This window comes from Akkermansia muciniphila (assembly GCF_900184965.1).
GTDB lineage: Bacteria > Verrucomicrobiota > Verrucomicrobiia > Verrucomicrobiales > Akkermansiaceae > Akkermansia > Akkermansia muciniphila_A.
The window spans coordinates 206,358-229,593 of sequence record NZ_FXYA01000214.1; the positions used below are offsets into that span (position 1 = coordinate 206,358).

At 57.0% G+C, this 23,236-nt stretch carries 22 protein-coding genes and 1 pseudogene; 4 read left to right on the forward strand and 19 right to left on the reverse strand.

Features of this window, described 5'->3' with window-relative positions; translation table 11 throughout:
• The first annotated feature begins 40 nt into the window (after positions 1–40).
• Positions 41–1,183 (forward strand): citrate/2-methylcitrate synthase, encoded by a 1,143-nt coding sequence (locus CI070_RS10750; RefSeq protein WP_094135857.1) that lies wholly within the window; start codon positions 41–43, stop codon positions 1,181–1,183.
• A 453-nt stretch (positions 1,184–1,636) separates the two neighbouring features.
• Here the strand turns inward: CI070_RS10750 and CI070_RS10755 are convergent, their stop codons facing one another.
• Positions 1,637–2,101: a tRNA (cytidine(34)-2'-O)-methyltransferase gene (locus tag CI070_RS10755; RefSeq protein WP_012420609.1), complete on the reverse strand. Its 465-nt coding sequence runs from the start codon at positions 2,099–2,101 to the stop codon at positions 1,637–1,639.
• A gap of 80 nt (positions 2,102–2,181) precedes the next feature.
• Between CI070_RS10755 and CI070_RS10760 the strand changes: the two genes are divergently transcribed.
• Positions 2,182–2,745, forward strand: a complete 564-nt coding sequence (locus CI070_RS10760) for a ribonuclease H-like domain-containing protein (protein ID WP_022198735.1) — start codon at positions 2,182–2,184, stop codon at positions 2,743–2,745.
• A 182-nt stretch (positions 2,746–2,927) separates the two neighbouring features.
• Here CI070_RS10760 and smpB read toward each other — a convergent pair whose 3' ends face one another.
• From smpB to CI070_RS10780, 3 genes are all read right to left on the reverse strand, one after another.
• Positions 2,928–3,386: an SsrA-binding protein SmpB gene (gene smpB / locus CI070_RS10770; protein WP_012420611.1), complete on the reverse strand. Its 459-nt coding sequence runs from the start codon at positions 3,384–3,386 to the stop codon at positions 2,928–2,930.
• A 114-nt stretch (positions 3,387–3,500) separates the two neighbouring features.
• Entirely contained in the window at positions 3,501–3,722 is a 222-nt protein-coding gene (locus CI070_RS10775; protein WP_094135859.1) for a DNA-directed RNA polymerase subunit omega, read from the reverse strand.
• A gap of 74 nt (positions 3,723–3,796) precedes the next feature.
• Positions 3,797–4,363 carry a pseudouridine synthase gene (locus CI070_RS10780; RefSeq protein ID WP_179218332.1) on the reverse strand — a complete coding sequence of 189 codons (567 nt, stop codon included), beginning with the start codon at positions 4,361–4,363 and terminating at the stop codon, positions 3,797–3,799.
• Positions 4,364–4,456: 93 nt separating this feature from the next.
• Between CI070_RS10780 and CI070_RS10785 the strand changes: the two genes are divergently transcribed.
• Together CI070_RS10785 and CI070_RS10790 are read left to right on the forward strand one after the other, a co-directional pair.
• A complete protein-coding gene (locus CI070_RS10785; protein ID WP_256943524.1) occupies positions 4,457–5,245 on the forward strand; it encodes a hypothetical protein in 789 nt (262 codons plus the stop codon).
• 103 nt (positions 5,246–5,348) lie between these two features.
• Positions 5,349–5,804, forward strand: coding sequence for a nucleoside-diphosphate kinase (locus tag CI070_RS10790; RefSeq protein WP_094135860.1), 456 nt, complete (start codon positions 5,349–5,351; stop codon positions 5,802–5,804).
• Between the two features lie 146 nt (positions 5,805–5,950).
• On the opposite strand, the gene CI070_RS10795 is transcribed toward CI070_RS10790, so the two are convergent.
• From CI070_RS10795 to CI070_RS13655, 15 genes and pseudogenes are all read right to left on the reverse strand, one after another.
• Positions 5,951–6,772 (reverse strand): glycosyltransferase family 2 protein, encoded by an 822-nt coding sequence (locus CI070_RS10795; RefSeq protein ID WP_143245539.1) that lies wholly within the window; start codon positions 6,770–6,772, stop codon positions 5,951–5,953.
• A gap of 8 nt (positions 6,773–6,780) precedes the next feature.
• Positions 6,781–7,725: a glycosyltransferase family 2 protein gene (locus CI070_RS10800; protein ID WP_094135862.1), complete on the reverse strand. Its 945-nt coding sequence runs from the start codon at positions 7,723–7,725 to the stop codon at positions 6,781–6,783.
• 136 nt (positions 7,726–7,861) lie between these two features.
• Complete coding sequence (locus tag CI070_RS10805; RefSeq protein ID WP_094135863.1) at positions 7,862–8,530, reverse strand: prepilin-type N-terminal cleavage/methylation domain-containing protein; 669 nt, start codon at positions 8,528–8,530, stop codon at positions 7,862–7,864.
• Positions 8,531–8,549: 19 nt separating this feature from the next.
• On the reverse strand, positions 8,550–9,818 hold the full coding sequence (locus tag CI070_RS10810; protein WP_094135864.1) for a type II secretion system F family protein: 1,269 nt from the start codon (positions 9,816–9,818) through the stop codon (positions 8,550–8,552).
• A gap of 70 nt (positions 9,819–9,888) precedes the next feature.
• Complete coding sequence (locus CI070_RS10815; RefSeq protein WP_094135865.1) at positions 9,889–11,547, reverse strand: GspE/PulE family protein; 1,659 nt, start codon at positions 11,545–11,547, stop codon at positions 9,889–9,891.
• Between the two features lie 28 nt (positions 11,548–11,575).
• Positions 11,576–13,216 carry a GspE/PulE family protein gene (locus tag CI070_RS10820; RefSeq protein ID WP_094135866.1) on the reverse strand — a complete coding sequence of 547 codons (1,641 nt, stop codon included), beginning with the start codon at positions 13,214–13,216 and terminating at the stop codon, positions 11,576–11,578.
• Positions 13,217–13,427: 211 nt separating this feature from the next.
• Positions 13,428–14,432: a tRNA dihydrouridine synthase DusB gene (dusB, locus tag CI070_RS10825; RefSeq protein WP_094135867.1), complete on the reverse strand. Its 1,005-nt coding sequence runs from the start codon at positions 14,430–14,432 to the stop codon at positions 13,428–13,430.
• 268 nt (positions 14,433–14,700) lie between these two features.
• Positions 14,701–15,210: a YlbF family regulator gene (locus CI070_RS10830; RefSeq protein WP_094135868.1), complete on the reverse strand. Its 510-nt coding sequence runs from the start codon at positions 15,208–15,210 to the stop codon at positions 14,701–14,703.
• 158 nt (positions 15,211–15,368) lie between these two features.
• The gene (locus CI070_RS10835) at positions 15,369–16,535 is read right to left on the reverse strand and encodes a pyridoxal phosphate-dependent aminotransferase (protein ID WP_094135869.1); all 1,167 of its coding nucleotides are present in this window, start codon (positions 16,533–16,535) and stop codon (positions 15,369–15,371) included.
• A gap of 169 nt (positions 16,536–16,704) precedes the next feature.
• The gene (gene murJ / locus CI070_RS10840; protein WP_094135870.1) at positions 16,705–18,270 is read right to left on the reverse strand and encodes a murein biosynthesis integral membrane protein MurJ; all 1,566 of its coding nucleotides are present in this window, start codon (positions 18,268–18,270) and stop codon (positions 16,705–16,707) included.
• Positions 18,271–18,282: 12 nt separating this feature from the next.
• Entirely contained in the window at positions 18,283–19,374 is a 1,092-nt protein-coding gene (locus tag CI070_RS10845; RefSeq protein ID WP_094135871.1) for an adenylyltransferase/cytidyltransferase family protein, read from the reverse strand.
• Positions 19,375–19,520: 146 nt separating this feature from the next.
• Positions 19,521–20,165, reverse strand: a complete 645-nt coding sequence (locus CI070_RS10850; RefSeq protein WP_094135884.1) for a superoxide dismutase — start codon at positions 20,163–20,165, stop codon at positions 19,521–19,523.
• Between the two features lie 218 nt (positions 20,166–20,383).
• Positions 20,384–21,844, reverse strand: a complete 1,461-nt coding sequence (locus tag CI070_RS10855) for a glycoside hydrolase family 10 protein (protein ID WP_094135872.1) — start codon at positions 21,842–21,844, stop codon at positions 20,384–20,386.
• A gap of 98 nt (positions 21,845–21,942) precedes the next feature.
• Positions 21,943–22,695 (reverse strand): nickel pincer cofactor biosynthesis protein LarB, encoded by a 753-nt coding sequence (gene larB, locus CI070_RS10860; RefSeq protein ID WP_094135873.1) that lies wholly within the window; start codon positions 22,693–22,695, stop codon positions 21,943–21,945.
• Positions 22,692–23,236, reverse strand: a pseudogene (locus CI070_RS13655) (ATP-dependent sacrificial sulfur transferase LarE); the annotation flags it as partial. The pseudogene CI070_RS13655 and the gene larB, both read right to left, overlap by 4 nt.

Genomic DNA, 23,236 nt, shown 5'->3' on the forward strand with positions numbered 1-23,236 from the left:
TTTTAACCGGTAATCTTCACCACCAGTAGCATTTTTTAACATGAGCAATGACACTTTTTCCGAACGCCTCGCATATCCCAAAGGTTTAAAAGGAATCATCGCCAATGAATCCGCTTTGAGTGACGTGCGCGGCGAGGAAGGGCGTCTGTTGTATCTGGGCTATGATATTGATGATCTGGTGGAGATGTGCTGTTTTGAAGAAGTGGTTTATCTGCTTCTCAACAAGCGTCTTCCCAACCGGGAGGAATTGGAGAGCATCAAGAAGCGCCTCCGTTCCGACCGCGACCTGCCCCAGCCCATTCTGGATTTCTTTAAAACGGCCACCAAGTCCGCCCGGCCCATGTCCGCCCTCCGGACGGCTGTTTCCATGCTCGGCATGTATGACGACCGGACGAAGGACGCCGGGCAGTTGAAGGAAATAGGCCTCAGCCTCATTGCCAAGGTTCCCGTGATGGTGGCGTATTACTACCGTTTGTGCCAGGGGCTGGACCTTCCCCCCGTTCGGGAAGACCTGAGCGAGGCGGAACATTTCCTGTGGTTGCTGAAGGGGGTGGAACCGGATCAGGATGAAGCCCATATCCTGGAGGTAGCCTACATTCTGCACGCAGACCACGGCATGAATGCTTCCACCTTTGCGGCCCGCGTCTGTATCGCCACGCTTTCGGATATGTATTCCGCCATCACAGCGGCCATCGGCACGCTGAAAGGGCCGCTTCATGGCGGCGCCAATGAGGGCGTGATTGAAATGCTCAAGGAAATAGGCACGGAGGACCGGGTGGACTCTTACATTGAGGACAAGCTGGCGCGGAAGGAAAAAATCATGGGCATGGGCCACCGCGTGTACCGCGTGCTGGACCCCCGCGCTCCGCATTTGCGCCGCATGGCCATCCGCCTCGCCTCCCGGATCGGAGAACCCAAGTGGATACGCATGTCGGAACGCATCGCGAAACTTGTTCGGGAGCGCAAGGGATTGAATGCCAATGTGGATTTTTATTCCGCCACGGTTTATTACAGCATCGGGATTCCCTCCAGGCTGTTTACCGCCATTTTCTCCATTGCCCGCTGTAGCGGCTGGGTGGCCCAGGTGCTGGAACAAATGGAAGATAACACGCTGTACAGGCCGCTGACTCTTTACACGGGGCCCAAGGACCGCATTCCGGTTCCTACGATAGACATGCGGTGACAAGTTTTGAGCGGGAAAGGCGCCGGATATGGCTTCCGGCGCCTTTTCTGTAAGTGTCTACCGCTTCTCCGTAATGTTTGTTCATTGTCCTGGGCATTTCCTTCCTTCTCCCCGTTCCGTCTGGCTGGGGAAATGATTTCCGTAGTACTGGCGGTGAGCCTTTTGGCTGCGGGATTCCGGAGATTCTATATTAGCGGTTAGTTCTAGACGTTGATGTTCTTTTGACCGGCCTTCCATATAGTGGGGCACATGGCGCTTTTGCAGAGGCCCCTTTCAAGTGATTCCGGAGGGCTGGCGGGAGTCCCCCGCAACCCGTCTGACCGGGTGGCCCGTGTTACGGTGGAGTTTTATGCCTTTCCCGTAGAAAAATATTTGATGCGCAGGAAATATGCCGGAAAAGAGCCGGCAGGCATTTTCAGATCCCTTTTTCCCGTGATGGCCGCGGCGGCCTCGTCAAATGCCTGTCTGGCGCAGTCCTTCATAAAGAACAACAGCTACGGCTGTGGATAGATTCAGGCTGCGGGCTCCTTCCCCGGGCATCGGAATCGTCAGGGCGGTATCTGCGTGCTCTCTCAGCATGCTTTCCGGCAGTCCTCGGGATTCCGGTCCAAAAACCAGATAGTCCCCCGCATGAAAAACCGCATCCCAATGGGAACGTGGCGCCTTGGTGCTCAGGTACCAGAATTGCGCTCCGGGGGCTGCCGCCTGCTTCAATTCCTCCAGGCTGTCCCAGACATGCAGATCCACTTTGGCCCAATAGTCCAGCCCCGTACGGCGCACATGCTTTTCATCCAGGCTGAACCCCAAAGGTTTGATCAGATGGAGCCTGGAACCCGTTGCCAGAGCCAACCGTCCGGCGGCTCCCGTATTATGCGGAATTTCCGGATGAAACATGACGATGTGGAAACGGGGCTGCATGCGCTTATTCTCATCACAAACATGCCTCCCGTTCAAGTGGGACTTGTCCAAAAGTGGCAAATAATGTACGTTTTCACCCGATGAGAGACATCGTGTATTTTGATTTGGAAACCCGTCATTCCGCGGCGGAGGTGGGCGGCTGGCACAATACGGCCGAGATGCGCCTTTCCGTGGGCGTGACTTATTCCACGGCTTCCGGAAAATATACGATTTATTCCGAGGAAATGGTGGATGATCTCATCCGGCAGCTTTCCCAGGCCGACCTGGTGGTGGGTTACAACCACGAGCATTTCGACTATGGCGTGTTGCAGCGTTATACGATGTGGAACATGATTGATATCACGAACAACCTTGATTTGTGCAAGGACATCGAACAGCGCGGGGGAGTGCGCGTCAAGCTGGATTCCGTGGCGGCCGCCTCCATCGGTTCTTCAAAAACGGCCGTGGGCACCCAGGCTCTCAAATGGTGGGCGGAATACGTGCAGACGGGCAATACGGAGCTTTTAATGGATATAGCCCGTTATTGCTGTTTTGACGTGAAGGTGACGAGGGATGTGCACTGGTACGGTGCGGAGCACGGTTTCATCCGTTATGATGATAAAAAGGGCGGCCAGGTGGAATTGCCCGTAGATTGGAAGTTGTAATTCTGTGGGCATTTCCGGACGGCTGTGGCCGTTTTTTCCCCGGGTGCTGGAATGTGTCTGGTTTCCCGCCTTTGGCGGCGCTGCCGTTTGTCCCGGGCGGATGCCGGTTATCAAGAAATGGCAGGGGCAGAGAAAAAGCTTCCGGCAGGAGGCGGACGGCAACCGCATGGTTGCCGTTTGGCTTACCGGCGGTTGATGCGGGCCACTTCCCGCTGGGCTTCGCGCATTTCCACGCGGGCTTTCAAATCGTAGCGTTGGTCGCGGTGGGTTTTGCCCTTGCCCAGGCCAAGAGCCAGTTTCACCTTGCCGTTTTTCCAGTACAGCTTGAGAGCCACCAGGGAGCAGCCTTTCTGGGAAGTCTGCTGCTCCAGTTTGAAGATTTCCCGTTTATGGAGAAGAAGACGGCGGGGGCGGCGCGCCTGGTGCTGGAAGAATTCTCCTGCTGTCTCCCAGGGCTGGATGTCGCAGCCGTACAGGAGCATCTGGCCGTTTTCCACCCTGGCGAAGGAATCGGCAATGTTCACCTTGCCGGCGCGGATGGACTTGACTTCCGTGCCCTTGAGTTCCATGCCGCATTCGTAGGTGTCCAGAATTTCGTAATCCCGGCGGGCTTTTTTGTTGGTGGAAATGTCGGAGCTCATGGCACGAAGGGGAGAAGGAGGAAAAGGCCCCGGACTGGGAGACCGGGGCCTTGCTGGATAGAGAGGATTCCGTACGGAATTCCGGTTCGGAACGGCAATAAAGGGAATGTATTGTTATTGGTTGTCTTCCTGGAGGTCGCCGGATTCCGCATGATAGACGAGCTTGCCTTCAATGATCTCCGTCAGGGCAATGTTCGCGTTGCCCATATGGGGCGTGGTGGGTACCAGCGGAGCGCGGCCATTATTAAGCTGGGCAACGCGGCGGGAGACCACGTTGATCAGCATCTGGGGCTCGGAAATGATTTTGGAGGCTTGTTCGACGAGTTCGGCTTTCATGTAAAAAGGTCTAGGTGGATATCCTGATGCGGAAAAACATATAAGGGCGGCTTCTGCCCGGAATCAAGCCTATATTACGGCATGAGCTGCCTCCGTTCGCGGGAATCCAGCTCTTTCCATGAGCCGGGTTTCAGTCCCGACAAGGAGAAATTTCCGATTCTGGCGCGCAGAAGCCGGAGCGTGGGAAAGCCGATGGCGGCGGTCATGCGCCGCACCTGGCGGTTTTTCCCTTCCACCAGCGTCAATTCCAGCCATGAAGTGGGAATGGAGGCGCGGTAGCGGACGGGAGGGATGCGGGGCGGCACGTCAGGCTCCCTGCGCATGAGGCGTGCCCGGCAAGGCAGCGTGCAGTGCCCGCGGATGCGGAGGCCACCGAGTTCCAGCGGGCGCAGGTCCGTTTCGGAAGGAGTGCCTTCCACCTGGCTCCAATAGGTTCTGGGATGCCTGCCGGAGGGGTTCAGGAGACGGTCCGCCAAGCCCTTCTCATCGGATAGAAGAAGCAGCCCTTCCGAATCCGCATCCAGCCTTCCGACAGGATACACGCCGGGAGGAAAACCGAATTCGGCCAGTGTCCGGTGGTGGGGAGCCTCCTTCGTAAATTGGGAGAGAACACCGTAAGGTTTATTGAACGCCAGAATCATGCCGTGTGCGGCGAGGGTAGCATGAAATGCCGGCTTTGGCACGGGAATTTGAAGCGGCTTGACTTGTCTGCGTTGGGGAAGGAAAGTATCTGCATGCATGGAAAAACGGCAGGCTGCGTCCTGATGCTTGCGTGCTGCGTGCCCTCCTGGGTTCAGGCCGCGCCGGATACGGCAGAAGTGAAGGCAAAAATTGCGCGGAAAATCTGGCAAAACGAATGTGCCGGGACAATAAAGGGGCTGGTTTCCTGGAACCGGGGAGAGGCGTTTCCTTCCCTGGGCATCGGACATTTCATCTGGTTCCCAGCCGGAGTCACGGAAAGGTTTGAGGAAAGTTTCCCTTCTTTCATTCATTTCTGCCGCAGGAAGGGAGGCCGGGTTCCGGAATGGTTTTCCGGTGCGGCTCCGTGGCGGACCAGGGATGAGTTTGAAGCGGCGGATGTTCGCGGCGGTCTTCCTGAACAAATGCGCCGGTGGTTGTCCAGTCCGGCGGCCCTGCAAATGCAGGCGGATTTCATTATTGCCAGGTCTGTGGCCGCTCTGGAGCGTATCAAGAGCCAATCCCGCCGCCCGGAAGAGATGGCGGCCCGCTATTATGCCGTGGCGGCGGCGCCCAACGGCATGTACGCCCTGATTGACTACGTGAATTTCAAGGGAGAAGGAACCAATCCGGCGGAACAGTACGGGGGGAGGGGCTGGGGGCTCAGGCAGGTGCTGGAAGAAATGCGGCCTGTTTCTCCCGGACAGCCCGCGGCGGTTGAATTCGCGGAAGCGGCCAAAAGGGTGCTTCAGCGCCGCGTGGACAACAGCCCCCCGGACCGCGGAGAAGCGCGCTGGCTTGCCGGATGGCGGAACCGGTGCGATTCCTATAAGAGGAATTGGTGACGAATTCCTTTCCTGACGGAAAAGACCAGTTGCGCAATTATCCTTGACCTGACGGGGATTAAGGTGTAATTCCCTCACTTCATCCTGAAACTTCGCTAAGTTTATGCCAGACACTCAAGAAGAAACAACGCTGATTCTGCTGAAGCCCGACTGTGTGCGGAAAAACCTTTCCGGCACCATTCTGAAACGTTTTTTGTCCGAAGGGTTTCGCCTGCGCGGCATAAAGATGATTCAGCTTGACGAACCGGTTCTCCGGGAACATTACGCCCACATTCTGGACCTGGTTATCAACGGAGAACCGCTTTTCCCGAAGCTGCTTGATTTCATGACCAGTTCTCCGGTCATCGCCATCGCCCTGAAGGGGCCCGGCGTTATTGTGCGCGTGCGCGAACTGCTGGGGCCCACCAACTCCCAGAAGGCGGAGAAAGGCACAATCCGCGGCGATTACGGAACAGACAGCATGATGAACATCTGCCATGCGTCCGACAGCCGTGAATCCGCCGCTGTAGAGCTGGCAAGATTTTTCCGGGAAGAAGAATTGTTTGACGGCCTTAATTAAGCGAAGGCCGCCTTTTTCCCGTCCGGTTCATTGTAGGCCGCAGCTGTTGTCGCAGTTGCGGCCTTGGTCGTGTCGGAACTGTGCCTCCTATGGGATGATGAAGAGGGAATACAGCGGTTTTGCAGGGAAAAGCAGAAAAGAACGGATTACTTTTCCCAAGGAGTGGTGAGATAAAGGAAGGCCTTTTTCATGCGGTAGGCCTCGCGCATGAAGCCGTCCATGATATTGTTGCAGCTGTGCTTGGAAAAGGAATAGCCGTAAATGCGCTTGATGGCGGCATCCTCCCCGTGCTGCTTCTGGCGCTTTAATTCCGCGTCCATGTCCCGGCGTTCGATGTTGGGGGCGCTCAGATTGTCGCCATGCCAGCGGAAATCCGCCAGCAGCCTGTTGTAATGCACGAATTTCTTTCCGGCACGGCCCAGGCGCGCGTAATATTCCCCGTCCATGTCATAGTGGAAACGCTCGTCCAGCAGAAACCCCTCTTCAATAGTAGTGCTCCGGCGCAGGAACAATGCCGTGGAGGCCAGATAGGTTCCGTACCAGATGTGCATGTTCAGGCTGTAGGGCAGGGCTTTCATGGCGCGTTGGATATCTCCGTCCGGCCCGATGAAATTCCATGCTCCGTGCACGATATCCGCATCCGGGCGGGAATCCGCAAAGGCCTTGACCGCCGCCAGAGCTCCCGGCAGCAGCCGGTCATCCGTATTCAGCCACATTACCCATTTCCCGCGCGCTTTGCGGAAGCCGCGGTTAATGCCTTCTGACATGCCGGAATCCTTCTCCACATGCAGTTTCAGGTGAGGATAGGAATGCAGGATATCCAGGGTGCCGTCCGTGGAGCCTGCATCCTGGATGATGTGTTCAAATGTGGCTCCTTTCTGGTTATGGACGCTCTCTATGCATTCCCGCACGTAGCGGGCGTAATTATAGCTGGGCGTAATGATGCTGAAGTCCGGTTCTGTGTCCATGGGCAAGGTCAGTTAAAAGGCTTGATGGAACGTTCCTTGGCGATGTAAATAGGGCGCTTTTTAACTTCCGTATAAGTCTTGGCCAGGTACTGGCCCAGAATGCCCAGGCACAGCAGCACGATGCCGCCCATCATGCAGAAGACGCATACCAGGGAAGTCCAGCCGTAGGCGGAATGGGGCCAGATTAATTCGCGGACCGTCAAGATAATGATGGAAAGGAATGAGATGAAGGAAAGAAGCACCCCCATGATGGAGGCCAGCGCCAGGGGGGCGGTGGAAAAAGCCACAATGCCTTCAATGGAATACAGGAACAGCTTGAAGAAAGACCACTTGGTTTGTCCTGCCACACGTTCCACATTTTCATATTCAAACCATTTGGTCCGGAACCCCACCCATTCGTACAGCCCTTTGGAAAACCGGTTGTACTCCTTCAGGGAAAGCAGGGCTTCCAGTACGGGACGGGTCATCAGCTTGTAGTCCCGGGCTCCATCTACGATGCGGGTATCCGATATCTGGTGAATGGTCTTGTAAAAGGCACGGGCGAAAAAGGACCGCAACGGCGGTTCCCCCTGCCGGGTGACGCGTCGCGTCCCCGCACAGTCGTACCCTTCCTCTTCAATGGCTTTCACCATATCCGGGAGCAGGGAGGGAGGATCCTGGAGATCCACATCCATGACGGCGGCATAATCCCCTGTGGCCGCTTCCAGGCCCGCATAGATGGCGGCTTCCTTTCCGAAATTGCGGGAGAAGGAAATGAATTTTACCTCAGGGGAATATTCCGCCAGTTTCTTAATTATTTCAAGGGAACGGTCCGTGGAACCGTCGTCCACGAAGATAAGTTCCGGGGAATAGCCCTCCAGGCGTTCCTTGAAAACCCGGTCTACTTCTTGCTTGAACACCGGAATGGCTTCTTCTTCATTCAGGCAGGGAATGATCAGGGAAATGCGTTTCATATCAGTGCCCGAATCATACTTGAGAGGCCGTACGGATACCAGAAAATAGTCCTAGCATGCACAAAGCCTTCCTCCGCCTTTTGGCGGAGGAAGGCTGCCGGAGAAGGAAGCCGTGAGCGGCAAAATACCGGTAAAGTCAGAATTTCGGCAGGTTGCCGATGTCATCTTCGTTTTCAGGGGCGTGCGGGTCTTTCAAATCACTATCCCCGTCTTTTCCAAAAGACCAGAAATCATAATCCGGATTCAGGCCGTTGCCCATTTTCAGGTTTCTGGCCTTGTCAGTTCTGGTGGGGATGGACTGTTCGCTGCCCAGGCGGTAACGGTAGGGAGAACCCCATGGATCCGCCAGAATATAAAGGGTAACCGGTCTGCCGTCCTTGCCTTTCACATGGACCTCCCGGACAGTCGGATTGCTTTTGGGCTGCGTAGAGGGATTCAGCTCGTCATTGTAAATGGTTGTATCCCTGGCAGGGACACCCTCATTCTTATGGTCGCCGAACAGGGCCATGTAAACTACATTGGAGCTGTATTCCTCCCCGTCGGCCACGGCTACGCCGTGATTGTTGAAGGGAGCTTCCGTGCCGTAGGGATAGCGGTCATGGTCGCTGTGGTAGCTCTCCAGCCCCATTTCAATTTTGCGGACAATGGATTCCGTAGCCTGTTCATTCTTTCTGGTTTCCAGCCAGGTGTAAATGGAGATGGTCAGCGTGGCCAGCACCACGATGATCACCATCACCACCAGGATTTCCATGAGGGTGAACCCCTTTGCCTCCCGGAGCCTGCAGTATGCGGAGTGATTTTTCATCTGCTTCTGCTTGAGCGGGTTACCCCATCTTTTCAATAACCTGCAGGAGGGGCAGGAACATGGCGAACACAATGCCGCCCACGACCACGGCCAGGAATACGATCATGATGGGTTCCAGCATGGAGGTCATGGCTCCCACGGCATTGTCCACTTCATCGTCATACACATCCGCGATTTTCAGGAGCATGTCCGGCAGTTGGCCTGTTTCTTCCCCCACGTCCACCATGGAGATCACCATGGGCGGGAAAAGCTTGGAGGAGGACATGGGCGTCACTACGGATTCGCCTTCTTTGACGGAGTCATGGATGAGGCCGATGGCGTCTCCCACGATCATGTTGCCGGCGGTGTCCTTCGTGATGGTAAGCGCCTGGAGGATGGGAACGCCGGAAGTCACCAGCGTGCCGAAGGTTCGGGCAAAGCGGGCGATGGCGCTTTTGCTCTGGACATTGCCGATGACCGGCATTGTCAGCAGTGCGGAGTCAATCTTGCGGCGTCCGTTGGGCGTCTTGCTCATGGCCGTGAAGACAGCGTACAGGATGGCGACTACAGCGGCCAGAATGACGGCATTGGGTACGAAGAAGGGAGCGGCCATGAACCAGTCGCTGATGCCGAACACAAACTCGGAAATACCGGGAAGCTCCTGATTCTGCTCTGCGAACATCGCCTTGAATTTGGGCACGATGACCAGCATCAGGAAGATCACAATGCCTACGGCGATGAACAGGACGATGGAGGGGTACACCATGGCGGAGATCACCTTGCTTTTCAGTTTTTGAGCCTTTTCCTGGTATTCCGCCAGACGGTTCAGCACGACTTCCAGCACGCCGCCCAGTTCCCCTGCCTTAACCATGTTGACAAACAGACGGTCAAAAATTCTGGGGTGTTGGGCCAGGGCTTCCGAGAAGGTGGAGCCGCCTTGAACGGAATCTCCCAGAGCTTCGATGGTTACGCGCAGGTTGGGGTTTGCCTCCTGTTTGGCCAGCACGTTCAGACTCTGGAGCAGGGGAAGCCCTGCGTCAATCAGCGTAGCAAGCTGGCGGGTGAAAATCATCAGAGCCTTGGCTTTGATTTTGCCTCCCAGCTTGCCCTTTTGCTTCTTGGCCCCCTTGGCCTTTTTCTTGGCGGCAGGCGTCTGCTGAATTTTGCCCTTGCCCGCTTCTACGATCTGGGTGGGGTACAGGCCATGCGCCCGGATGGCTTCCATGGCCTCCGCTTCGGAATTGGCCTCCAGGGCGCCTGTTTTCTGGTCGCCTTTATGGTCAAGTGCTGTATATTGATATTTAGGCATATATATTATGTTTTAAGTGTTTTTTCTTGGTGGTTGAAATAAGGGGGGAAGCAATGGCGCCGGTTGTCCATTAAGTATATTTCAGCACTTCTTCAATAGTAGTGTTGCCGTCATAAATATTTCTCAGCCCGTCTTCCCGCAGCGTGGACATACCCATTTCAATGGCTTTCTGTTTCAGCACCACGGAAGGAGCGCGATCCGTAATCATGTCACGCAGGGTGTCGTTAATATCCAGAAGCTCATAAATTCCCTTGCGGCCCCTGTAGCCGGAATTGGAGCATTTATCACAGCCGCGGCCCGTGAAAAAGTGCTTGTCCCCCAATTCATAGGGAGATACGCCAAGCTGGGAGAGGATGGTGGATGAGGGTTCATACGGCGTGCGGCAGTCCGGACAGATGGTGCGCACCAGGCGCTGGGCAAGCACCCCTTCCAGGGAGGCGGCCACCAGGAAAGGTTCGCACCCCATGTCCACCAGTCGCGTAATGGCTCCGGCAGAGTCGTTCGTATGCAGGGTGGAGAGAACCAGGTGCCCCGTCAGGGATGCCTGGATGGCGATTTGAGCTGTTGCCATGTCTCGCATTTCCCCCACCAGAATACGGTCCGGGTCCTGTCGCAGGAAGGCGCGCAGCACCATTGGGAAGTCCAGGCCGATGGCTTCATTGATGGGAATCTGGATGATGCCGTCAATGTCGTATTCAACGGGGTCTTCCGCCGTCAGAACCTTGGAATCAATGGTATTGATTTCACGCAGGGCGGCATACAGCGTGGTTGTCTTGCCGGCGCCGGTGGGGCCGGTAACGATGAAAATGCCGTTGGGTTTGTGGACTGTGTCCAGAATATACTCGTGGATATGCGAGGGAAGCCCCAGATTGTCCATGTTCAGGTTGACGGAAGAACGGTCCAGGACGCGGAGCACTACGGATTCTCCGTACTGAGTGGGGAGGGAAGAAACGCGCATGTCCACGGAACGGTCCCCTATCTGCTTGACGATGCGGCCGTCCTGCGGAATGCGACGTTCCGCAATGTTCATGTTCGCCATGACCTTGACGCGGGAAATGACCGGCACAGACAGGTGAACGGGGGGCGGCTGCATTTCATACAGGGCGCCGTCCACACGGTAGCGGATTTTGAATTCCTTCTCAAAGGGTTCAAAGTGAATGTCGGAGGCCTTCTCCTTGATGGCCTGCGTAATGACGAGGTCCACAAAGCGGATGACGGGAGCGGCAGCGGAATCTTCCGTCTCATTGTTGACCTGCATGTTGTTCAGTTCCTGCATCAGGTCGGACATGGCGGCGGATTCGCCTCCATAGAGTTCATTGATACGGTCGGAAATCTGGTAATCCGGCGCTACCAGAACATGGATGTCCTGGCCGAGGGCGAAGCGCAGGTCTTCTACCGTCTGGGGATTCAGGGGATCCACCAGGCAGACGTACAGGCCTTCCGGGCCGTGCCGGACAGGGAGCGCCCCGTGCAGGCGCACGAGCGTGGCCGGCATCATGTTCTGCACATTCGGGTCAGGCTGGAAGTTGTCCAGTGTAATAAATTCCGTGCCCAGGTCGCTGGCGATCATCTGCCAGATGTCGTCCTTGCTGCCGATAATGCCGAAGTCCGCAAGCACTTCCGGCAGTTCCTTGCCGGAGGCGGTCATTTCCTCCTTGATGTCCTTTGCCAGGGATTTGTCGATCATTCCCCGGCCGATAAAAAGTTCCAGTGTGAGGTTGGTGTCCATAATAAGCAGAATGAATAGCGGGGAAAAATCAGTTGGCGTCTCCCATGGTGACGTTCAGCACTTCTTCCGGAGAAGTAAGCCCGGCCAGCACTTTGCGTACGCCGTCTTCTCTCAAGGTTCTCATGCCCAGTTCCCGGGCGCGCTGGCGCAGCTGGGGGGAAGTCAGGTTCTCGTTAATCATGCGGCGCACCTCGTCGTCGATTTCGAAAATTTCAAACAGGCCCATTCGTCCCTTGAATCCGCCGCCGCGGCAAAAGTCGCAGCCGTGGGGCGCCTTGATTTGGCCCTGGGCAAGACGGGACATATCAATGTTCAGCGTATGCGCCTGCTTTTCCGTCAGAGCGCCGTCCACCTTGCAGCGGTCACACAGCTTGCGGACGAGACGCTGGGCCATGATGGCGCGGACGGAGGAGGCGATCAGGAAGCGTTTGATGCCGATGTCCGCCAGACGGGCCACGGCGCTGGGAGCATCATTGGTGTGAAGGGTGGAGAATACGAGGTGCCCCGTCAGGGAGGCGTTGATGGCGATACTGGCTGTTTCCATGTCTCGAATTTCCCCAATCATAATGATGTTGGGAGCCTGGCGGAGCATGGCGCGCAGGGCGGCGGCGAAGGTCATGCCGATATCCGCTTTCACCATGACCTGGTTGATGCCGGAGAGTTCATATTCCACAGGATCTTCCACCGTGATGATTTTTTTATCCGGGCGGTTGATGTGGTTCAGGCACGCGTAGAGGGTCGTGGTCTTACCGGAGCCGGTAGGCCCCGTTACCAGGATAATGCCGTCCGGCAGGGTGATGAGGCGGTCGAACACGGCTTCATCATCCGAGAAAAATCCGAGCTGGGGAAGGCCCAGCACCAGGGCGGATTTATCCAGAATACGCATGACGATGCTTTCCCCGTGGTTGCTGGGGACGGAGGAAACACGGAGGTCGATTTGCTTGCCGCCGATGCTCATCTGGATGCGTCCGTCCTGGGGCATGCGTTTTTCCGCAATGCTCATGGTGGTGCTCATTACCTTGAGGCGCGCGATGATGGGGCTGAGCAGTTTTTTGGGATGCGTGGCAATCTCCACCAGCTTGCCGTCCACGCGGTAGCGGATGCGGAGCCTGTTTTCCATGGGTTCAATGTGAATATCGGAGGCCCTCATCTTGAAAGCGTCCGTCAGCATTTGCTGCACCAGCCGGATAATGGGAGCGTCCTCCCCTTCCAGTCCGTCGGTTTCTTCCGGAACGCTCAGATCCCGGTAAAATTCATTTAACCGGCTTTCTACCGCGCTGCGGGTGGCGACGCTGAAAATCACGTCCCGTCCCATCAGCTGGGGCAGGCTGTCCATCGTCTCCAGATTCAGGGGATCGTCAATGGCTATGTTGATGGAAAAACCGTCGTCGGAAATGGGAATAGCCCGGAAACGTCTGGCAAGTTCCGGCGTGATGAGTTCGCGCACCTCCTGGGGAATGTGCATGGCGCCCAGGTCTACAACGGGGAGAAGGGAGTTGGACGCCGCCACCTGGGCGATGACGTCTTCCGTAAGATAATTGGCCTGAATCAGAAAATCGACCAGGTCCTGGGTGGGAGATTTTTGACTGCGCGCGTACTGAAGAATTTCTTCATTCAGATATCCGGCCTGCGTAAGAAGTTCGATGAGATATGATTCGTTGGAGTACACGTCGATCTCTGGATGCTATTGTTGAAAGTCTGCCGAAATGGAGCGGCAGGATACTCCCCTATTTCTGACAGGTTCGGAACGTAAAGTCAACTTAGCTTCCCTCAAAATGGCATTTTTTTTCAGGCGTGTGCGGAGGAGGAAAAAAACTCTTTCCCTCTCCGCCGTTTCCCGAACCTGCGGAATCTCCCGGAAGGAGGGATTTTCCCTGTTTTCAGGGCTTCTGGCCGGGAAGGTTGGAAAGCAGGTCTTCCAGTTCCGACATGCTGGATACGCGCACCAGGCGGGAGCGCATTTCCTTGGCGTCGGGAAATCCCTTCGTATAAGCCAGGATTCGTGACCTCATATGGCGCATGGTGTGAAGTTCGTCCCCATAATGGCGGGACTCCAGGGCCATCCGGGCATGCCGCAAAATCAGGTTTGTCTTTTCCTGCGGGGCTCTGGCCGGCGGCATGGCCCCGTGCAGCAGATAATACTTGGCGTCTCCGAAAATCCATGGGTTTTCCATGGCCGCACGACCAATCATGACGCCGCTGACGGCCGTATTCTCTTTTACATACGCTACTGCCTGCGGGGTGGAAATATCCCCGTTCCCGATAACCGGCACGGACATGGCCCGCGCGCATTCGTCAATAATGTCCCAGTTGGCCGTCCCCGAATACTGCTGGGAGCGGGTGCGTCCGTGAATGGTAATCATGGAAATTCCCTCATTCTCCAGCAGGCGGCACGCGTCCATGGCGCACAGGCTCTGGAAATCCCAGCCAATGCGTATTTTGGCTGTGACGGGGATTCGTTCTCCTACGGCTTTCACGACGCTTCCGGCTACGGAAGCCAGCAGGGGCAGATCTTTCAGGAGGGAAGAACCTCCATTTTTGCCAACCACTTTGGGAACCGGGCAGCCGAAGTTGATGTCGATAAAATCCGGCTTCTCATGGTCAAGGATCATTCTGGCCGCCTCTCCCATGTGGTTTCCGTCCGCCCCGAAGAGCTGGATGCCTATGGGGCGGTGGGCATTTTCTATCTTTGCGTACCTGCGGTTCCTCTCCCATGCCTGGAGAATGCCTTCCGCAGAGACGAATTCCGTCACCATCACATCCACTCCCAGTTCCTTGCAGATGGTGCGGAATATAGGGTCCGTCACTCCTGCCATTGGAGCCAGGAACAGTGGGAAATCCGTTTTGAAGAACGGGAGGGGAGCGGGACGGTTGGAAAAAGTCATGATTCCTTAGGGTGAGGCTAGCACGGGTTTCTATTCCATTCAAGCATCTTGCCTGTTTGGGCGGGGAGGGGAAGACGCAACATGACGGTACTGCGCAGGCATCGGAACTTTGGAAAAATACGGTGAGCGATAAAGAGGCGCGGTATTCCTCCCGGTTTCCCGGAGGGAATTGCAGGCGTGCAGGACAACATCTTTGCGTGCGTTTTCAGGAAGAAAAAACGGCTTCACTTGTTGAGTGAAGCCGTTTGGCAAAAGTTGAAAGATTGTTTTAATGGTTGCCGCAGCCGCAACCGCCGTCCTTGTGGTCGTGGTCGCACTTGCCGTCGCAATCACAATTTTCCTTGTCGCACTGGCCGCCGCAGGAGCAGGAGGACTGGGCGCTCATGGCGCGCTGGCGGGCTTCCTCTATTTCTTCTGGAGTGGGGGCGCGGCCCAGGTCAATGGACATGCCCAGATAATGATTGATGGTGTTCAGAAGTTCGTCAATGGTCTGGCGCGCTTCCAGGAAGCCGCGGGCCGCATCATTTTTGATGACGTTTTCACGCAGGGTGTCGAACTTGGAAATTTCCTCTTCGGTAGGAGGCATCCCGGCCAGGTGCTTGTTGCGCAGTTCTTCGCCGTAAGCGTTGACTTCTTCAAAAAGCTTGGTTGCTTCAGGATTCTGGAAAAAGAGACCTATTTTTGCCTTGGAGGCCACAACTTTGTCTTCCTTGGCGAGCAGGTTGCAAAGGGCTTCCGTGGCGGCGCGCAGGTTGTCGTTGAGAACGGGAGTATTCATATGGAATTTATTTAATCATGTCTTTTCGTGCAGGGCAATCCGGTTGCGAGGCATGGCGTGCATTTCCTTGACGCAGATTTGCTGCAGGCGGGAAATCCGGAAGAATAAAAAGGCGTTCCACGTCAAGCGGAACGCCTTTTGATGACGATCAACGTTTTTTAATGCGCCTTGCAGAATTCTTCAAAACGGTCCAGCGCTTCCTTCAGAATGTCCAGCGTGGTGCAGTAGCTGATGCGGATGGCCTTGTCATTGCCGAAGGCGATGCCGGGGACGGCCGCGACCTTGTAGCGTTCCAGAAGCTTGTCGCACAGGTTCAGGGAGGTGAGCCCCAGCCTGCTCGTGTCCACAAAGAAATAGAAAGCGCCCTGCGGTTCCACAACGCTGATATTCGGGATGGCGCTGAGGCGGGAGTAAACGTATTGGCGTCGCATGTCGTATTCGTCGCGCATGTCGCTGATGAAACTCTGGTCTCCCGTAAGGGCCTCAATACCGCCATACTGGGCGAAGGTGCAGACGTTGGACGTAGTGTGGTCCTGAATCATCTGGATGGCCTTGGCAATGGCGGCCGGAGCTGCGGAGTAGCCCAGGCGCCAGCCGGTCATGGCGTAGCCCTTGGAAAAGCCGTTGATGGTGATGGTCAGGTCGTACAGTTCCGGACTGAGGGAGGCGATGCTGACGTGCTTGGTGTCTCCATATACGAGGTGTTCGTAAATTTCATCAGCCAGGATGAGGATGTCTTCGCTCAGGGCCACTTCTCCCAGGGCGCGCAGTTCTTCTTCGGAATAAACGGCTCCGGTCGGATTGTTCGGGGTAGTGAGGATGACCATTTTGGTGCGGGGGGTCATGGCTTCCTCAAATTGTTCGGCGGTAAGCTTCCATCCGTTTTCCGCCGTAGTTTCCACGATGACGGGAATGCCGCCGCACATGCGGACCATTTCCGGATAGCTGACCCAGTACGGTGCGGGGATGATGACTTCGTCTCCCTCGGATACGGTCGCCATGATGGCGTTGAAACAGGCATGCTTGGCGCCGGCTCCCACAGTGATCTGGGTGAAATCGTATTCCAGGTTGTTTTCCCTCTTGAGCTTTTCAGCAATGGCCTGGCGGAGTGCGGGCAGACCGGCGGAAGGCGTATATTTGGTGGCTCCGTTGTTCAGGGCCTCGATGGCTGCCTGTTTGATGTTTTCCGGGGTGTCCATTTCAGGTTCACCGCCTGCCAAACCGTAAACTTCTTCACCGGAGGCTTTCATAGCCTTGGCCCGGTTGGTCACCTTGAGGGTCAGGGAAGGGGTCAATGCCGCAATGCTGGGGGAAATCATGTCCATTGTTGTGGTGCAGTCGTAAATTTTGATGCCCTGGCGGAAAACAGGCTATTCTCCGCATAAGCGGAAAAACTTTACTCACTGAGCGCACCCCTGGCAAGGAGAATGCTTGCGGCGGCCATTCTTTTTCTTGCGGAGGGCGTTTCTCCCTTTGTAGAAGGGAATTTTCCCGTCAGCGTTTCAGGAGTTTGGCGCGCACCGCTTCCAGCTCCGGCGTTTTCAGCAGGAAAGCGGCCGCCAGATAAACGATGCCGGCACAGCCGCAGACCAGGGATATCCCCAGCACTCTGGCCGGGAAGGGCCAGTTCAGGAAGCCCTGGAGGAACCATGTCTTGCCTGCCCAGCACACCGCACCCAGCAATATTCCCGCCGCCATGATTCTGGACAGCCCGGAAAGCAGCGTCCGTCCGTCTGCGCCGCCCAGCTGGCGGCGCAGGTAAAGGAAGTAAAAGAGAAAATTGAAGGTAGTGACTACGGAGGTGGTCAGCGCCAGCCACGCCGCGTTTTTATGCAGGATATAGACAAAACAGTAGTTGAGGCCGATGCTGATGGCCAGAGCCGCGGCGGCGGCGATCAGAGGAACCCAGCGTTTTTCAAGAGCCAGGAAGACGGGCTGCACCACCTTGGTTCCGGCATAGCCCAGCAGGCCCAGGGAATAGGCCCCCAGCACTTCCCCCGTGTAGCGCACGGCCTCCTGGTTAAAGCGCCCCCACTGGTACACGGCGGAGACGAATTCCGTTCCCAGGATGGAGAGGATGAGAAAAGCGGGTACCGCAAAGAATGCCACCAGCCGCAACCCCTTGGCGATGTGGACGGCCACTTCGTTTCTCCCGTCTCCCACCATCATGCGGGAAACGGCGGGCAGCACCACCATGCCCGTCGCTACTCCGAAGAGCCCCACGGGAAGCTGCCAGAGGCGGAACGCCGTGGTCAGGGCGGTGACGGAGCCTTTTTGGAGATCCAGAGCGAACCCCGTATTGATGAAGATGGTGAATTGCGTCACGCCTGAAGCCAGCACGGAGGGAAGCATCAGCCCCCAGATTTTGCGCATGCGGGGATCGTCCCAGCGGAAATTGGGTTTCCAGCGGAAGCCGGTTTTTCTGAGTTTGGGAAGCTGCACGGCAATCTGGGCCATGCCCCCGATGGTAACGCCGCAGGCAAAACCATACAAAGCTTTGGGGCCGAAGGATGGATCAATGAAATATCCGATCAGCAGGCCGAACAGGACGGAAGTAACGTTGAAAGCGGCGGAGGCCAGCATGGGCAATCCGAAAACTCCCACTATGTTCAGCGCTCCCATGATGAGGGCGGACAGGGAGGCGAAGCCGATGAAAGGCCACATGAGGCGGCTCAGGTCCGTGGCGAACAATTGCTCCGCCGGAGAGTGATCCCCGCTGTAAAGGGCTTCCATGACGGGCCCCGCAAACAGAATCCCCAGGGTTACAATAGCGATCATCAGGGTGGAAAGCTGGGTTGCCACCTTGTTGGTCAGTTCCCACGCGGCCGCATCGCCCTGCGCCTCCCTCGTTTTGGAGGCTACGCTGGTATAGGATTGGGAGAGAGCTCCTTCCGCAAACAGGTCCCTTAACAGGTTAGGGATGCGGAAAGCCGTGTAAAAGGCGTCCAGGGCCCCGGTAGCCCCGAACAGGGAGGTGTACACAACTTCCCTGACCATGCCTGTCAGGCGACAGGCAAAGATAGCGCTGGAGGCAACCAGGCTGTTCCGCATCAGGGACATGGAAGAGGGAGTCTACTTGAACAGCTGGCGGCAATAAGGCTCCACCTTTTTCATTGCCGGGTTGTCCTTGACAGCCTGATCGCGATCATCCCGGCAGGGGAAAAGGTACAGGGCATATCCTCCGTAGCCGCCCCCCAGGTATTTTTTTGCAAGGGCGTTGGGAATATCCGGCAGGGGCCGCATTCCTTCGTCAAGCTGTACGCTGTAATACAGGGCTACGCCTGCCGCCAGGGTATTGATGTTGCGTTCCAGCACTCCGGTGCGGGCAATGAGGGAGGATTGGGAGATGCGTACGTAGTCCCGTTGTTCATCCGCCATTTTTGGAGTGTCGTGTTCCTCGCCCGTGTATAGAATAGCCATTCTGCCTTCCAGGAAGTCGCCCGTGCCTTTGACGTCCAGCACCGGAGAACTGCCGGAGCGCCATACGCACAACCCCGTTTCCGCGATGACGGCGGGATCCTGCCAGCCGACGCCCAGAGCGAGTTCGGAAGCGACCGGATCACGCCCTTCCAACATGGCCCACGCGCCGCTGCCTCCCAGCCCGGAACGTTTTTCATACGGCCATTCGCAGAGGGAAACCATGGGGGTGATGGCGCAGTTGACCACATAGGAACCTTTTCTGGAGTAGCGGGGCACGTCCAGCCATCCCCCGGCGAAGTCCACGCGAAGAGGTACGGAGGACGGGGCCTTAATGCGGTTCACCAGCATTGTGGTGGAAACGGGAGTGAATTTGGGGGGCGTTTTGGGAAGCACCACATAATCGGCTCCGACGCGGGCGCACAGCTCTTTCTTAATATCGCTGTAAAGGTCATCTTCCGTGACGGCCAGAATGTCCGGTTTTTCCTGAAGAAATTCCTCTTCAAAATCCAGGCCTTTCTTCATGCCGGTACCCAGAATAACCTTGTCAACCATGCGCAGGCTTTCCAGCAGAACTTTTTTGTGTTCATCCGGAATGGACGGCTTGCGCTGCTTGTGGTGCCACAGCACGGGTTCCGAAGCAAAAGAGACGATCAGAAAGTCGCCCAGAGCACGGGCTTCTTCAAAAAACTGGATATGGCCAGCGTGGACAATATCATAGCAACCGGAGACGAAAACTTTTTTCATACGTGTGAAAATGATAATTAGTCTGCGGCAGTATGCCCTATTGCCGCGCCGGATGCAAGAGCGAGATGCAGGTATATCAAAAAACGGCACGGGCTGAAGGAAGCCCGTGCCGTCAGGGGTAAGAAAATAACCTTTGCAAAGAACAGTCAGGAAGCCATGGCTTCCTGGTAGCGGCGTTCCACATCGTCCCAGTTGATCAGGCGGCAGAAGTCTTCAATATAGTCCGCCCGGAGGTTCTGGTGCTTCAGATAATAAGCGTGTTCCCAAACGTCGCAGACGAGGATGGGGACAAGGCCGGGAATTTCCAGATTCTGATGTTTTTCCGCCCCGCAGATTACCAGCGTCTTGCTGACGGGGTCCACGCCCAGAATGCCCCAGCCGGAACCTTCCACGCCCTGGGAGGCCGCCTTGAATTCCTTCATCATGGCTTCCAGAGAACCGAATTTTTCCTTGATGGCATCTGCCAGAGGACCTTGCGGCTTTTTTTTGGGATCAGGCGTCATGTTGGTCCAGTAAATGGTATGGAGAACATGGCCGGAAACATTGAAGGACAAGTTGCGCACCCAGTTGGTGGTGGCGGAAGCGTCCAGCTTCCCGTCCGCAATTTCACGGAGCTTTTCAGCCGCGGCATTGGCGCCGGCGACATAGGCCGCATGATGCTTGTCGTGGTGGATGCGCACGGTCTTTTCATCCAGCACGGGTTCAAGCGCGTCGTAAGCGTACGGAAGGGGAGGTAACACATATTTGCCGTCGGCATAACCGATCGTGGAGGGATTTTGCTTTTTAGTCATCTTGCGTTGTGAATGTAGGAATGGCCCTGCTGCCCGGACCTGGCTGATTGTTCCCAGCGCCGCCAATGAGGAAAGAACAATAAAACGTCTTCTGTTCATGTCCGCGCCACGGGAATCCATGGGAGTTTGGACATGGGTTGTTTTGGAGTTGTTCAAAAAAACTGGAACCCCGGGTGTTTTATTATGCTCCCTGGGTGGCGGGTCGGGGAAAAGCTTTGCTACCTCTTGACGGCCGATGCCGGCCCCTGGGCCCCGTAGGCGCTGACGCCCCTGACGGCGACAGCCCCCGCATCTCCCAGGAAAGATTTGGGCAGGGTTACGCGGGTCTGGCTGCCCGGAAGGAGGATGCGCGTGGCCCACCGGCTGCCGTAGCGCGCCTGAACGGCCCATTTCCGGGAGGGATTGCCGGACGGCTGCCAGGAGAGGGTTACGGTGGACCCGTTGTCCGCCACGTAAAAATTCTGCGGTTGTCCGGGCGTGCCGGTTCCGCACCAGGGCATGGCGGGCGGAACAGCCATGGAGGGATACAATCTGTTCAGGTATTTCTGGATGCCTCCTGCATTCCGCATGATGGATTTGATGCTCCAGAAGCATTGCCCGGGGGCGGTTCTGGCAAGGCTGCGGGAATAGTTGACCTGAGCCGCTATTTCAGAGGCGGGGCGGCCCGGGTCTTCGCTGCTCATGATGCGTGCCGTGGCAATGCCGGGCCACACCGGGCGTCTGGAGTTCTGGGCTGCCCACCATTGCATCAATGCGGGAAAGCTCTGCTTGGCCGGGCTGCAGCGCCAGTAAAGCTGAGGGGCCAGGTAATCCACCCATCCGCGGGAAAGCCACTTGCGGGCGTCGCAGGCCAGGTGCTCGTAGGCGTCCACTCCCGCTTCAATGCCGCCGGGAACGCCCGGCCTCCAGATGCCGAACGGGCTGACGCCCACCCGCACCCAGGGTTTGGAAGATTTGACGGATTTGTACATGTCCTGCACGAAGTCGTCGATATAGCTCCGGCGCTGGGAGGGAGATTTCCCGTCTCCAAAGGCGGCGGGAGACCACGCCCGGCCGGGAGTGGGGTAGGGGTAGAAATAGTCGTCCAGGTGCACCCCGTCAATGTCGTAGCGGCGCACGACGTCCATGATAACTTTCAGCGCGTGGTCGCGGGAGGCGGAAGCGCTGGGGTTCATCAGCAGCACGGAGCCGGTTCGTTTCATCAAATCGGGGCGCATGAGGGAAACATGGTTGTGGCCTACGGCATGCTTGACGTTGGCCTTCGCCCGGAAGGGGTTGAACCAGGCGTGCAATTCAATGCCGCGGCGGTGAGCCTCCTGAATGGCGAAGGCCAGAGGGTCATACCCCGGATTGACTCCCGGGCCGGAGAGCCACTGGCTCCATGGCTCCAGAGAAGATCGGTACAGGGCGTCGGCATTCGGGCGCACCTGGAGAAACACGGCGTTCAGCTTTAACTGGGCGCAGGTATTCAGAATGTTCAACAGCTCCGCGCGCTGGGCTGCTCCGGGGAGGCCGGAACGGGAGGGCCAGTCAATGTTATGAACGGTGGATATCCATGCCGCGCGGAATTCCTGAGGGACGGCGGGGACGGATTCTCCGGAGGGCTGCCACCCGAGCGCCTGGGAAGCCAGGGCAAGCAGGGAGCAGGAAAAGGCACGAAACAGGGGAAATCTGGTCATGACGAGGGATGGAAAGGGGTGTTTCCGGAACATTTAACGCCCATTCGGCGGATCTGTCCATGACGGATGCCGGAGGTTCCGTCATGGAGAGGCGCCCCTCAGCAGGGCCTGGACGCCAGGCTGTTGATCAGGTGGGCGTTGAATCCGGCTCCGAAACCGTTGTCTATGTTGACGACGGAAACGCCGTTGGCGCAGGAATTCATCATGGCGAGCAGGGTGGTCACCCCGCGGAAATTGGCTCCATAGCCCACGCTCGTAGGCACGGCGATTACGGGGGCCTTTACCAGGCCTGCCAGCACGCTGGGAAGTGCTCCTTCCATGCCCGCCACGGCCACCAGCGCGGTAGCTTGGCGAATGGAGTCCAGATGGGAGACCAGGCGGTGCAGGCCGGCTACGCCGCAGTCCCGGTACCGGACTACACGGCTGCCCAGAAATTCCGCCGTCAGGGCGGCTTCCTCCGCTACGGATTGGTCCGAGGTCCCCGCGCTGACGATGCCGACGAAACCCTTCGTCCGCGGGACGGGATTCGGAGCAATGCGCATGAGACGGGCTTCCGGGTGCATGTCCGCCGGAAAGGCGCGGGTCAGGTAGTCCAGAGCTTCCCCGCTCAGGCGCGTAGCCAGAACATTTTGTCCGGCGGCAAGCAGACTGCGGGCTATCTCTTCAATCTGCTCCGGCGTTTTTCCTGCGCCGTAAATGACTTCCGGGCATCCGGTACGTTCCAGGCGGTTGTAATCAATATCCGTGTGGGAAGAGGCGGGAGCGGTGGCGGCCCGGATTTTTTCCGCCGCTTCCTCCGTGGAAAGGCGGCCTTCCTCAAACTGGTGCAGGATGGCGGTAATGTCATTCATGATGGTTCGTTCATGCTCCCTCTGGAATATCCTTCCAGATCCAGGGTGATGTGGCGGAAACCCAGTTCCCGCAGTCGGCGCGCCACGGTGGCGGCAAGTTTCCTGTTCCAGAACAGGTCGCCTTCCTTTTCCGGCAATTCAATGCGGGCCAGGCTGTCTCCGTGGACACGGACGCGGCAGCCTTTCAGCCCCAGGGTCCTCAGGAAAGATTCCGCTGCGTCCACGCGTCTCAGCAGGGCTTCCGTTACGGGACGGTTGTGCTCCAGCCGGGTCAGCAGGCATGCGTAGGCCGGTTTGCCGCTGACTGATTCCGGAAGGCCCAGCCGGCAGGCCAGACGGCGGATATCCGCCTTGTCCATGGCAGCTTCCAGAAAGGGACTCGGGATGCCGAGTTCCTGCAAAGCTCTGCGTCCGGGCCGGTAGTCGTCCAGGTCGTCAAGATTGGAGCCGTCCGCCAGCAGGGGGAACCCCAGCTCCGCCGCTTTGTCTGCCAGAGAGGAAAACAGGGCGTGCTTGCACAGGTAGCAGCGCAGGGGCGGAT

Excerpts from the sequence above, each read along its gene's own strand:
- murJ (WP_094135870.1), bottom strand. The coding sequence starts at position 18,270 with ATGTCCCTGATGCGGAACAGCCTGGTTGCCTCCAGCGCTATCTTTGCC.
- CI070_RS10815 (WP_094135865.1), bottom strand. The coding sequence starts at position 11,547 with ATGGACACCAACCTCACACTGGAACTTTTTATCGGCCGGGGAATGATC.
- CI070_RS10855 (WP_094135872.1), bottom strand. The coding sequence starts at position 21,844 with ATGACCAGATTTCCCCTGTTTCGTGCCTTTTCCTGCTCCCTGCTTGCC.
- CI070_RS10780 (WP_179218332.1), bottom strand. The coding sequence starts at position 4,363 with ATGATTCTGGCGTTCAATAAACCTTACGGTGTTCTCTCCCAATTTACG.
- CI070_RS10750 (WP_094135857.1), top strand. The coding sequence starts at position 41 with ATGAGCAATGACACTTTTTCCGAACGCCTCGCATATCCCAAAGGTTTA.
- CI070_RS10795 (WP_143245539.1), bottom strand. The coding sequence starts at position 6,772 with ATGGACACAGAACCGGACTTCAGCATCATTACGCCCAGCTATAATTAC.
- CI070_RS10790 (WP_094135860.1), top strand. The coding sequence starts at position 5,349 with ATGCCAGACACTCAAGAAGAAACAACGCTGATTCTGCTGAAGCCCGAC.
- CI070_RS10845 (WP_094135871.1), bottom strand. The coding sequence starts at position 19,374 with ATGAAAAAAGTTTTCGTCTCCGGTTGCTATGATATTGTCCACGCTGGC.
- CI070_RS10775 (WP_094135859.1), bottom strand. The coding sequence starts at position 3,722 with ATGAAAGCCGAACTCGTCGAACAAGCCTCCAAAATCATTTCCGAGCCC.
- dusB (WP_094135867.1), bottom strand. The coding sequence starts at position 14,432 with ATGACTTTTTCCAACCGTCCCGCTCCCCTCCCGTTCTTCAAAACGGAT.
- CI070_RS10835 (WP_094135869.1), bottom strand. The coding sequence starts at position 16,535 with ATGGACATGATTTCCCCCAGCATTGCGGCATTGACCCCTTCCCTGACC.
- CI070_RS10755 (WP_012420609.1), bottom strand. The coding sequence starts at position 2,101 with ATGCAGCCCCGTTTCCACATCGTCATGTTTCATCCGGAAATTCCGCAT.
- larB (WP_094135873.1), bottom strand. The coding sequence starts at position 22,695 with ATGAATGACATTACCGCCATCCTGCACCAGTTTGAGGAAGGCCGCCTT.
- CI070_RS10805 (WP_094135863.1), bottom strand. The coding sequence starts at position 8,530 with ATGAAAAATCACTCCGCATACTGCAGGCTCCGGGAGGCAAAGGGGTTC.
- CI070_RS10850 (WP_094135884.1), bottom strand. The coding sequence starts at position 20,165 with ATGACTAAAAAGCAAAATCCCTCCACGATCGGTTATGCCGACGGCAAA.
- smpB (WP_012420611.1), bottom strand. The coding sequence starts at position 3,386 with ATGAGCTCCGACATTTCCACCAACAAAAAAGCCCGCCGGGATTACGAA.
- CI070_RS10830 (WP_094135868.1), bottom strand. The coding sequence starts at position 15,210 with ATGAATACTCCCGTTCTCAACGACAACCTGCGCGCCGCCACGGAAGCC.
- CI070_RS10760 (WP_022198735.1), top strand. The coding sequence starts at position 2,182 with ATGAGAGACATCGTGTATTTTGATTTGGAAACCCGTCATTCCGCGGCG.
- CI070_RS10810 (WP_094135864.1), bottom strand. The coding sequence starts at position 9,818 with ATGCCTAAATATCAATATACAGCACTTGACCATAAAGGCGACCAGAAA.
- CI070_RS10785 (WP_256943524.1), top strand. The coding sequence starts at position 4,457 with ATGCATGGAAAAACGGCAGGCTGCGTCCTGATGCTTGCGTGCTGCGTG.
- CI070_RS10800 (WP_094135862.1), bottom strand. The coding sequence starts at position 7,725 with ATGAAACGCATTTCCCTGATCATTCCCTGCCTGAATGAAGAAGAAGCC.